An 11,118-nucleotide genomic window follows, 5' to 3' on the forward strand; every position below is an offset into this window, starting at 1 on the left:
CGGATATCGTGGAGGTGCGAGATGGCCGAATCGTTGACGGGTGACGCGACACTCCGGTTGGCGGAGTTCGACACACCGCCGGCTGACCCGCTCCCACTGCTACGCGAATGGCTCGACGCCGCGGTGGACGCGGCCGTCCGTGAGCCCGGCGCGATGGTGCTGGCCACGGCGGACTCCGACGGCCGGGTCTCCAGCCGCGTGGTGCTGCTGAAGGAACTCCGCCCGTCCGGCCTGGTGTTCACCACCCACCACGCCAGCCGCAAGGGCCGCGACCTGGCGGCACGTCCGTACGGGTCGGCCACGTTCTACTGGCGCGAACGATTGCAGCAGGTGAACGTCGCCGGCCCGGTACAGCCCCTGAACAGCGCGGAATCCGACGCCCTGTTCGCGGAGCGACCCGAAGCAGCCAAAGCGACCACCGCGGCGTCAAGACAGGGCGATCCGCTCGACGACGAGGGGCACCTTCGTCAACGTGCCGCCGACCTCCTCGCCGCCGGAACCCCGATCGACCGACCGCCGGGGTGGGGTGGCTACGTGCTGCGTCCGGCAGCGGTCGAATTCTGGTACGGCAGCCCCGACCGCCTGCACCGCCGGCTGCGGTACGAGCACGACGGCCGTACCTGGTCGTACCAGCGCCTGCAGCCCTGACGTACAAAGGCACGCCGACCTCGGCACCGTCGTCAGCGGACGTCGCGAGTCGTCAGCTCCGCCGATGGGAAAATCGAAGGCAGCTGCGGCCGCGCCGTGCGACCGTGCCCGGTGTGACGAACGATGATCTCTGGTACGCGCTGCCGGTCCTCGCTGGTCGGCGGATCCGGTTGGAGCCGTTGACTGTCGAGCACGCCGCCGGGTATCTCGCCGCCGCCGGAACCGACGCCGAGGGTGCCGAGGTGTTCCGTTGGCAGAGCCCGCCTGGGGGTGCACTGGCCCAGCCGGTCACCGTCGAGGACGCGGCCGGCCACATCAACATGGCACTCGCCGCCCGGGCCAAGGGCACCAGGCTGCCGTACGCCCAGATCGACCTTGGTACGGGCGAGTTCGCCGGGACGACGTCGTTCGCGGATCTGAACCCCGCCCTGCGTGCGTTGTCGATCGGCTACACGTGGCTCGGTCAACGGTGGTGGCGCACCGGTCTGAACACCGAGTCGAAGCTGCTGATGATGACCTTCGCGTTCGAGACACTCGGTGCGGTTCGGGTGGCCTGGCACACGGACATCCACAACCAGCGGTCGCAGGCGGCGATCGAACGGTTGGGGGCGGTCCGTGAAGGGGTGCTGCGCAAACACCGGAAACGGGCCGACGGCACCTGGCGCGACACCGTGCTCTACGCGATGGTCGACGACGACTGGCCCTCGGCCAAGGAGAGGTTGACGGCCCGACTCGCGGGATAGACCCGCCCCGGCCACCCCCCACGTGGCTCGCCTGGCGCCGCCACCCCGGGTACGGCGACGGCGCCAGGCGAGGGGCCGTCCTACGTGACCTGTTGCCGGCGTCCGTTGTAGACCGTGGCGTCGGTGCGCTGGCCATAGCCGCGGAAGACGTCGAGAGCCTGGTCGCGGAGCACGTCGGTGGTCACGTCGATCCCGCGCCGCTGGAGTTGTTCCTTCCAGTCGGTACGCATCGGGCCCTCGTCGAATCCGGTGAGGTGTTCGACCTCGTCGCCTTCGCCGGCGATGACGAGGCGTTCGATGCCGGACCACAGGGTGGCGCCGTAGCACATGGCACAGGGCCGCCAGTTGACGACGAGTTCGGTCGGGGTGCCACCGGGCCCGCCGAGGTCCCAGGTTCCGAGTCTGATCTGGGCGAGCGAGATGGCGACGATCTCGGCGTGCATGGCCGACAGATTCGCGGCGAGGACCAGGTTGACCCCCACGGACAGGATCTCGCCGGTCGCCGGGTCGGTGACCAGCGCGGCGAACGGTCCCCCGGTGCCTTCGCGGTGGTTGCGCTCGGCGAGGCGGTGGACGAGTCGCATGCGATCCTCGACGTCCGGCAGTAACGGGTCGACGGACGCGATCTCGTCGGTGACCCAGGCCGGCAGTCGTGCACTGAAGTTCGTGGCGATGGTGCTGGGGTCCATGCCGCCTCCTAGGCGGTGAAGAAGTGGCTCAGGCCCATGGCGCGCAGCCCGCGGCGGTAGGCGACGGAACTACGGTCCGCGGCGATGTTGACCTCGATGCGCGGATCCAGTGGGAGGTTCTCCGGCTTCTGCACCTCGACGACCACTCGGTCTTCCTCGAAGATGCGCAGGTTGAAGTCGAAGATCTCCTGCTCGGGCTGGTCGGTGGCGAAGTTCTTCGCGATCGGGGCGAACATGCGGGTGCGCCGGGCCGACACGGGTGAGGCGGCGTTCATGATGCACAGCCGCCCGTTGTCAGGGAAGTGCACGACGAGCGTCGCGGTGAAGGGCAGGTGCACGTCGAAGCGCCGTAGCCACCGGAACCCGGGTTCGGCGGTCGTAGTTCCATGCGGGTAGTTGCCGACGGTACTCCAGTAGTCGACGCTGAACCCGGTGGCAGACGCGACCGGGTGGTAGTCGGGCACCTCGGCATTGTCCGGATCTCCGAACGTGTCGACGTGGACGAACCCGAAGTGCGCGACGTCGAGAAACCCCTCGACCTGCCGACCGGCAAACGCGGCGACGTCGAACGCCGGGCACGTCACGGCCTGGTATCGGGGGTCGTCCCAACCCGGCATCGCGGGAATCGGCGCCGCCGAAACCTGTGACACCGCCGGGTCGGGACGCAGGCAGGTCCAGACGAGGCCATATCGTTCGACCGAAGGATAGGTACGCAGGGCGAGCCGCTTGGGAATGTTCGCGGTCGGGTGCGCCGGGACCGCGACGCATCTTCCACCGGTACCGAAACGAATCCCGTGATAGGCACAAGCGACTGTGACACCGTCGCCGGTGCCGCGCGACAGCGGAACCCCACGGTGGGGGCAGATGTCGTTGGCCACGACCACGGTGTCGCCAGCCCGGTAGACGACAAGTGGCTCGTCGAGCAGGGTCGCCGCAACCGGCGCCGCGACGACGTCGCGGGACAGCGCCACCGGATACCAGTGGGCGGCCAGGATGCCCCAGTCGGCCGGGTCGAAGGTGCAGTCACGCGGCAATTCGTCGACAGGGTCGGCGATCGTGATCCTGGTCTGTTCGATTCGGGAAGTGCGAGAGGTGTCGGCGATGGTCATCGGACCTCCGATGAGGCAGTGGGCGTCGTAGCGCCACGGCAAAGGGCAGGTAGGCGGCCGGGCTCAGCCCTGGTCAGCGCCGCAGCTCGCCAGAACCGAAGCAGAGGCCGGCACAACTGGTCGCATTCGCGTCCGACTTGTCAGCACAGTTCCCAGGACAGGGCTCAGTGCTGCTCAGTACCGCGATAACCAACCGTGGGCGACGCGACCGCGGGTCCATGCGCTCTGATGTGTGCGGCGCCGGAGGTCGGCGCGCCACAGCGAGAACGTCGTTTCCGTCACCGCTGGCCTCCCGCCTCGAAGCAGTCGGCGCCGTCCAGCTCGCGTCGATGCCGCCAACAGTATCGGCGCGCACGGTTACCGCCCTGTTTCAGCGCCGACCGATCTCAGTAATGCACTAGCGCCAACGCCACGAATCCCCTCAGCGTGAGCGTTATCAACGCGAAGCCCCGTCCGTGATCTTGCTTGGCCTTCGCCCGAGCGAGCATGGCCGCGCACCACCCGCGGGTCTCCCCCTCGCACGAACAACAGGAGGAAAGATCGACAGAGGACATGCTTCCCGTCAAAGTGGTAGCCCGGCCGATGGGCGGTTCGAGGCATTAGGAGATCGACCGATGGCGACCTGTGGCATCCCGGCAGACAAGAGCGGACCGACTCGGATCAGTCTTCCCGGCTTTGCGCCCTAGCCCTAGCCCGGTGCTCGGTCAGGACGGGTCACCCAGGGCGCGGCAGACGTTGTCCTGTCGGCCGACGGCGATCGCCATCTTCCGGGTGCCGTCCGGCTCGAACGTGATGGTGTGCAGGCCGTCGAGGATGTAGTAGCCGCGCGGGTAGTGATCGCCCGGGCGGAAGCCGAAACCGGCCGGGCCGAGGATGGTGTAGCGGATCCAGGTCCCGTCCGGTCGGTATTCCGCCGCGCCGGAGCCGCCCGCGTCACGGCGTACCGCTCGTCCACTGTGGACGTCGACGAAGTCGACGAGGAGCGGACCGGTGAACTCCTCCCGCCGTACCGCGCCGTCGGGGTAGCGGGCCGCGACCCGGACCCGTACGTCCTGGGAGACCACTCGCACGCCGAGCGGGAACGAGCAGTAGCGGCCGGCCTCGCTGGTCCACTCCTGCTGAACCCAGGTGCGCCACGGCTCCGGGTGGTAGCCCCTCGGGCCGGCCGAGGCAGGCGTAGCCGACGCCGCAACCGAGACGACGGCGAGGAACCCGACCAGAAGCAGCTTCACCGTACGCGGACCCATGACATCTCCTAACCAGTGGATGGTGATTAACCGGTGTGGAGAGGATTACTGGTTAAGGGACGGAGAGTCAAGGCATACTGAGCGCGTGCACTGGATCGAGGTCGAGGACCACCGGATGCCCGCCCTGCTCGCCGGGCATCCGGCGCTGGAACTCTGCAACACCTGGGCCGGCTGGGACGAGCCCACCGACCCACGAGGCGAATGGCTGCCCGACTTCGACCACCTGGCGGTCTGGGCCGGACACGCCGGCCTGCTCGACCCGGCGATCGTGCCCCGACTGCGCGCGGCCGGCCGGGAACAGAATCTCGCTGCCGACGAGGTGCTCGCCGAGGTGCGGTCGCTGCGTGCGGCGCTGCACGACGTACTGCTCGATCCCGCCGACGGTGCGGCGTTCGCCCTGGTCGCCACGCAAGCCCAGCGGGCCGCCGGGCTCGCCGTACTCGAAGCCAATCCGGACGGGGTGGCCCGATGGGTGCCACCGCCCGGCATCGGGCCCGCACTCCCCCTGCTCGCCGTCGCCACCGCCGCCGCCGACCTGCTGACGTCAACGGCGCGCACCCAGGTCCGTGCCTGTCCCGGTGAGGGATGCGGCTGGCTGTTCCTGGATCCCCGGGGCCGACGGCGCTGGTGCACCATGGCCGTCTGCGGCAACCGCGCCAAGGTGCGCACCTACGCCAGCCGCCGCTAGCGTGCCGACGAAGCCCCGGTCCGTCGTGGCGACATCACCGCGAGCGTTCCGCGCCCGGGCGACCCGGAAGTACCTGCCGGGGTGCCGAGTTCCGCAACCCGCTACCCGACCAGGTCGAGCCCACGGTCCCGAGTCTGCAGGGCGCCCCGCTCGGCGTACGACGGCACCGCCCGCCGGTCATCAGCCGGCCCTGGCCGGACGTCCTGGCTGGTGACGCGCTCCTGGCTCGCCGGTGTCCCGACCGTCCGGGACGGCCGTCCCTGGCGCCCGGGTCCCGCGTGCGAACAGACTCGCCCGGCGAGACGGACAGGAAGGACCCAGTGGACGGCGCGCCCAGCGGGCTCGCGATGCCGAGAAGGGCGGACGGGTGAGCGATGATGCGCGCGGCTTGGTCGACCTCACCGGATCCGGCCCGGATCCCGCCGACAGCCCAACCGTGAAGGACGCGATGGTGGTGTCCGGCACCGGCACCGACCGACGAAGCCCGGTCGCGGGCTGGCTGGTACTCGTCCTCACCGGCGCGCTCACCCTCGGCTCGGTGATCGCCTGGGTGGTCTCCGTCCCTCCCTGGCACCCGTGGATGCTCTACACCCTGGTCGACCTGATGGTCGGCGCCATCTACGGGGTGGTCGCCTGGCTGACCCTGCTGCGCCGGACCCACCTGGCCGCCTGGATCATGGCGCTTGCCGGTGTGGGCGGGGCGATCTCGGCGGCCGCCGCGTGCTGGTCGATGGTCGCCTACCGGTGGCCGGACGTCTGGGCGCCGACACTCCCACGGGGCAGCGCCTACTGGGCCTGGGTGCCCGGCTTCTACGCCCTCATCGTGGTCCTGCCGTGGCTCCTGCCGGTACGACCGATCGACCGGAGCATCCGGATCGCCGTCGGTGTCGGCGCCGCGTTCATCGTCGTGGCACAGGCGTACGTGCTGACCTATCCCGACGAGTTGGGCGCGATCCGGCTGACCGAACCGGCCCTGATCGCCGTACGCGCGGCGGTCGAGCCGTGGCTGGAACCCGTACTCGTGCTGCTCGGGTTCGCCGCCGCGGCGGGGGTACTGGTGCGTCGCCGTACCGTGCCGCCGTGGCAGCGGCACGGCCTCGGCTGGCTCGCCGTCGGCACCCTGCTGCTCGCGCTCGCGTTCCTGCCGCTCGCCCTCAACCCGGTCCTGCCGATCGGCGTACCGGTGCCGTTCGCTCCACTGCTGATGCTCGGCGCGCAGGCATTCTTCCCGGCGTCGGTGCTGGTGGTCGTGCTGCGACAGCGGTTGTGGGGGCTGGAGCTCACGGTCCGCCGGACCCTGGTCTGGGCGCTGATGACCGGGCTGGTGATCGGCGCGTACACCCTCGGGGTGCTGCTGCTGGGTACGGTCCTGCCGGCCTCCTCGGCGGTGCCGGAGGTGGTGGTGACCGCGGTGCTGGCCGCGGCGTTCCAGCCGCTGCGCCATTGGGTGCAGCGCCGGGTCGACCGGTTGGTGCACGGCGACGGCGGTCAGCCGCTGATCCGGCAGGTCGCGGACCGGCTACGCGGCGCCGACCGGGGCTCCCAGATGCTCGACGCGGTGGCCGACGGGATCGCCGACTCGCTGCGGCTGGCCGCGGTGGCGATCACGGTGACCGGTGACCCGCCGGCCGCACCCGCGCCGCCGCAACGGTTCCACGGCTCGGCCGAGTCGCCCACCGCCACCGGCTCGGGTCCCCCGCTGGTGGTACGCCTGCTGAACGGTGAGCGGTCGGTCGGGGTGCTGCGGGCGTGGCCGCGGGCCGGCGAACGGCTGGGCGGGCGGGCCGCCTCGGTGCTGGCCGACCTGGCCCCGGTGGTGACCGCGCTCGCCGAGTTGGCGGTGGCCCAGCGGGACCTGGAACGCTCCCGGCTCCAACTCGCCCGGGGCCGCGACGAAGAACGCCGCAAGTTGCGCCGGGACCTGCACGACGATTTGGGACCGTCGCTCAGCGGGGTGGCGCTGGCGCTCGCCGCCGGCCGCAACATGCTTCGCTCGCACCGGCAGCTTCCCGAGGTGGCGGCGGTGGACGACCTGCTGCACCGGTTGATCGCCGAGGTCGACCGGCAGGCGGCGGGTGTCCGGGACCTCGCCCGCGACCTGCTGCCACCGCTGCTCGACGACGGGGCGCTGCGGCCGGCACTGGACCGACTACGGGAGCGGTACGCCGCGGCGGGGCTCACCCTGCTGGTCCGCTCGCCGCAGGTAACCCTCCCGGAGCCGGTGGCGACCGCGGTGTACGGCATCGTGGCGGAGGCGGTCCGCAACGCGCACCGGCACGCCGACGTGGACCGGTGCACGATCGACGTGTCGAGCGGCCCCGACGGCTTGGAGGTGTGCGTGGTGGACGAGGGTACGGGCATCCGCCCGGAGGCGACCGTGGGGATCGGGACCCGGTCCATGCGGGAGCGCGCGGAGGGGATCGGTGCCGACCTCACCATCGGTCCGGCCCAGGCCCGGCCGGTACGCCCCGGCACCCGGGTCCGGCTCGTGCTGCCCGTGGGTGCCCGATGAGCCCGGATCCGGCGGACCGGACGATCCGGGTGGCGGTCGTCGACGACCACCCGGTGTTCCGGCTCGGCATGACCGCGCTGCTCGGCACGTTGACCGGGATCGAGTGCGTCGGCGAGGCGGTCGACGTAGCCTCCGCGCTGGAGTTGGCCGCCACCCACGCGCCGGACGTCATCCTGATGGACCTGCACCTGGGCGAACGCTCCGGAGTGGAGGCCACCCGGCTGATCCGGTCCGGGCACCCCGAGATCGCGGTACTGGTGGTCACGATGTTCGACGACGACGACTCGCTGTTCGGCGCGCTGCGCGCCGGGGCGTCCGGTTACCTGCTCAAGGGCGCGTCGCCGCAGCAGGTGGAACGCGGGGTGCGGGCGGTCGCCAACGGCGAACTGCTGCTCGGGCCGGAGATCGGTGCCCGGGCGGTCGGTTTCCTCACCCGCGGCGCCGAGCCGCTGCCGTTCCCGCAGCTCACCGATCGGGAACGAGAGATCCTCGACCACGTCGCGCAGGGCCTCGACAACACCACGATCGCGCAGCGGCTCGCCCTCAGACCGAAGACCGTGCGGAACCACCTGTCGAACATCCTGGTCAAGCTGGGCGTGAGCGATCGGGCCCAGGCGATCGTCCGAGCCCGGGAAAACGGCCTCGGACGTCGCTAGCCGCCCCGGCCCGGATCGCCACCGCCTTGATCGCCTCACAGCGCCAGTCGGAACGAGCCCGCGAAGGGCGAGAGCCCGTCGAAACCCGCCGCCGTGGCCACGCTGGCGCCGAACCCGGCCGGCTGGCTCGGTGCCAGGTCGACGAGCTTCGCCACCAGCGCCACCTGGGCCGTGTCCGCCTCGTCACCGGTGGGCGGGCCCAACGTCTGCGGACCGGGACCGTGCACCGCCTCGAACACCGCCCGCAGTCCGGGCTCGGCCCCGTGCTCCCCCAGCACCTGCTCGGGTACGCCGGTGTGCCACCGCAGCAGCGCCGCCACCGCCTGCTCACTGGTGAAGACCTCGCCGAGGGTGGCGTCCCGCAGCGCACCCGACGGGTCCCGTACCTGCGGGCCGGGTGGGTTCGCACCGGCCGGCTCCCGCCACCTGCGTCGACGTAACCGGTCGATCCGCTCCACGCTGAACCGCCACATCGCCCGACGCAGCCCGTCGGTCGTCCGCAGCGTCATCACCAGACGATGCAGGGCGTGCCAGCCACGCAGGTGGTCGAGCAGGTACCCGTCGGCGGGGCCGAGCGGCAGCAGTGCGCCCGGATGCACCCGGCCCGCCGCGTCCCGCAGCCCGTACATGCCGAGCCGGCCGAGGTGGCGGGAGCGGTGGCCGGCGTCCCCGGCCGACCAGATTCCGTCGGGCTGCCACGGCTGTTCCGGCCAGATCCCGTACCGGCCGAAGTCGCGTTGGTAGCCGGTGGGATCCCAGGACTGGTAGTAGGCGAGCAGGGCGGCGAGTTCGCCGAAACCGTCCGCACCGAGCGCCCACCGCAACGGGCCCAGCCGCAGCCGGTCGGCGCCGCTGGCGTCGACCGCGTCGAAATGGGTTCCACCACCAGCCTCGGCCACCGCCCGAAGCACCCGGTACGTGCTCAACTCCGTCGACGTGGGCGGAGGCGGCGGTGTCCCCACCGGCAGCGCCGGGGCGGGGACAAGCGTGTCCGGGGTGAGCGCCGCCTCGGGCCAGAGCGCCGAGCCGGCCAGCACGGGGCCGCCGGGTGTGCCGGCCCCGCCGTCCGGGACGGCGTACCGGCCGAGTGCGACCCGGCCGGGCTCACCGGGCAGCCGCCGGGCCGGCGGAATCGGATGGCGCTCCAGGTGGTCGGTGGCGTACTCGCCGAGGGTGGGATCGGTGACGTCGTCCGGGCGCCAGAGGTCCGCCACGACGACCGCACCGGGCACCGTCCCCGCCATCTGGTACGCGTCGACCGTGGCGGCGTTGCGAGTGCGTTTCGTCCGGTCACGCTTCGGGTCGAGCCAGGCCGCGAGAACTGTCGCGGTGTCCCGGTCCAGACAACCATGGATCCGGCCGTGGTAGCGGAGCACCGCCGACTCCAGCGCCTGGCCCACCGGATTGCCCGCGTCGTCCAGCCGTACGTTCTGCACGCGCGCGAACCGCGCCGAGATCTGGAACTCGCGCAGCGCCGATGCCGTGCGCGGACCGAAGATCCCGGACGGATCATCCAGGGTCGGGAAGCCCACCTGGGCCAACTGGTCCTGGAGGGTGCGCACGTGGGTCTGCCGTGGCGCGTCGGCGCGGACCACGCCCCCGTACCGGCGGTCGGCGTCGCTGTCGCCGATGCGCAGTACCTGGCCACCGTACGCGTCGAGGGCCTGCCTGCCCTGCTGCCAGGAGCCGACGTTCCAGCCGTCGGTGGCCAGCCCGTTGCGCAGGAACTGGGCGAATCGCGCGACGATCTGTTCCAGCATGGCCCGGCCCCACGGGCTGTCGAGGTCGTCTTCGGGGTCACTCCGATCCAGGGCCAGGATCAGGGCGGCGGCACAACTGCGGACCTCCTTCTGGATGGTGGCCTCGGCCTGCGGATCCAGGATGACCGTGCCGGTGGGCTCGTCGTACCAGTGCGGGATCTCCGGCTGGGACCGCTGCACGAACAGGTGGAAGCGGTTGTCGGAGTGCAGGACCCGCCGGTCCGGCGGGGCGCCACCGGTGCCCGCCGGACCGGGGCCGTAGTACCGGCGCAGCAGGTCGGTCAGCGGGGTGGTCAGTTTCGGGTCGAGTGCCGCCAGCTCGGACATGAGGATGATGCCGTCCATGTCGCCGAGCAGGTCGTCGACGGCGCAGTTGCCGGCGGCGGCGTCCAGCCAGCCGGTCGGTGTCGCGAGCCCGGCCGGGTCGGTCGGCTCGGTCCACTCCCGACCGGCGTCCTTGGCCGCCTTCATCTCCACCCGACGGGCCTTGTTGTACTTCTGCCACCACGACGCGAGGTCGGCCGTCCAGCTGATCGCCCCGAACGGATCGGTCATCGTGGCGAGGCCGGCCGTACTGGCGACACCCAGGCCGTTGAGCGCCGCGTCGGCGCAGACCCAGACGTGCGACAACTCCACCGCGGGGCGGATCGCGGTGCTGGAGTCACCGGTGAACGTCGTGACCGAACCGGTGGTGAGCAGCCCGTCGAGCGCCTCCTGCGGCCCTTGCGCGAGGGTGAGCGGCGTTCCCATCAGGGCAATGCGGGAGGACAGGATCCAGTCGAAGGGCGCGAAGTTTCCGTGGCGGCCGTAGTGCAGCATCCGGAGCCGCTGCACCGTCTCCGCGCTGTCGCGCACTCGCGACTCGACCTCGGCCACCCAGGCCAGGTACTGGTCCAGGTTCGGGCTGAACGCCTTGTTCTCGCCGCCCAGGCGGACCGGCCCCATCGGCCAGCGGCGGTCCTCCTCCGGCAGGGTCCGGACCGCCGTGGACAGTACGACAGCGACCGGGTCGGCCGTCTCGGTGCTCATTGCTCTCCCTCGGTCGGGACCGACCACGGTGGTAGCG

At 71.4% G+C, this 11,118-nt stretch carries 9 protein-coding genes; 5 read left to right on the forward strand and 4 right to left on the reverse strand.

Translation table 11 applies throughout. The features are described from left to right. The first annotated feature begins 21 nt into the window (after positions 1-21). Complete coding sequence (gene phzG / locus AB0J90_RS13550) at positions 22-648, forward strand: phenazine biosynthesis FMN-dependent oxidase PhzG (RefSeq protein WP_363595505.1); 627 nt, start codon at positions 22-24, stop codon at positions 646-648. Between the two features lie 113 nt (positions 649-761). Continuing rightward, positions 762-1,391, forward strand: coding sequence for a GNAT family protein (locus tag AB0J90_RS13555; RefSeq protein WP_363595507.1), 630 nt, complete (start codon positions 762-764; stop codon positions 1,389-1,391). Between the two features lie 80 nt (positions 1,392-1,471). On the opposite strand, the gene AB0J90_RS13560 is transcribed toward AB0J90_RS13555, so the two are convergent. The 3 genes from AB0J90_RS13560 to AB0J90_RS13570 all read right to left on the reverse strand — a co-directional run bounded on the left by AB0J90_RS13560 (position 1,472) and on the right by AB0J90_RS13570 (position 4,436). Next, the gene (locus AB0J90_RS13560; RefSeq protein WP_363595509.1) at positions 1,472-2,080 is read right to left on the reverse strand and encodes a nucleoside deaminase; all 609 of its coding nucleotides are present in this window, start codon (positions 2,078-2,080) and stop codon (positions 1,472-1,474) included. Between the two features lie 8 nt (positions 2,081-2,088). After that, positions 2,089-3,189 (reverse strand): aromatic ring-hydroxylating dioxygenase subunit alpha, encoded by a 1,101-nt coding sequence (locus tag AB0J90_RS13565; RefSeq protein WP_363595511.1) that lies wholly within the window; start codon positions 3,187-3,189, stop codon positions 2,089-2,091. A gap of 704 nt (positions 3,190-3,893) precedes the next feature. Further along, complete coding sequence (locus AB0J90_RS13570; RefSeq protein ID WP_363595513.1) at positions 3,894-4,436, reverse strand: hypothetical protein; 543 nt, start codon at positions 4,434-4,436, stop codon at positions 3,894-3,896. Between the two features lie 85 nt (positions 4,437-4,521). Between AB0J90_RS13570 and AB0J90_RS13575 the strand changes: the two genes are divergently transcribed. From AB0J90_RS13575 to AB0J90_RS13585, 3 genes are all read left to right on the forward strand, one after another. After that, positions 4,522-5,124 carry an ABATE domain-containing protein gene (locus AB0J90_RS13575; protein WP_363595515.1) on the forward strand — a complete coding sequence of 201 codons (603 nt, stop codon included), beginning with the start codon at positions 4,522-4,524 and terminating at the stop codon, positions 5,122-5,124. 367 nt (positions 5,125-5,491) lie between these two features. Further along, positions 5,492-7,636: an ATP-binding protein gene (locus AB0J90_RS13580; RefSeq protein ID WP_363595517.1), complete on the forward strand. Its 2,145-nt coding sequence runs from the start codon at positions 5,492-5,494 to the stop codon at positions 7,634-7,636. Next, positions 7,633-8,292, forward strand: a complete 660-nt coding sequence (locus AB0J90_RS13585; protein ID WP_363595519.1) for a response regulator transcription factor — start codon at positions 7,633-7,635, stop codon at positions 8,290-8,292. Before AB0J90_RS13580 ends, AB0J90_RS13585 begins: the two co-directional genes overlap by 4 nt. A gap of 35 nt (positions 8,293-8,327) precedes the next feature. Here the strand turns inward: AB0J90_RS13585 and AB0J90_RS13590 are convergent, their stop codons facing one another. Beyond that, complete coding sequence (locus AB0J90_RS13590) at positions 8,328-11,081, reverse strand: peptidoglycan-binding domain-containing protein (protein WP_363595521.1); 2,754 nt, start codon at positions 11,079-11,081, stop codon at positions 8,328-8,330. Positions 11,082-11,118 lie beyond the last annotated feature (37 nt).

It is taken from the genome of Micromonospora sp. NPDC049523, assembly GCF_040676775.1.
GTDB lineage: Bacteria > Actinomycetota > Actinomycetes > Mycobacteriales > Micromonosporaceae > Micromonospora_G.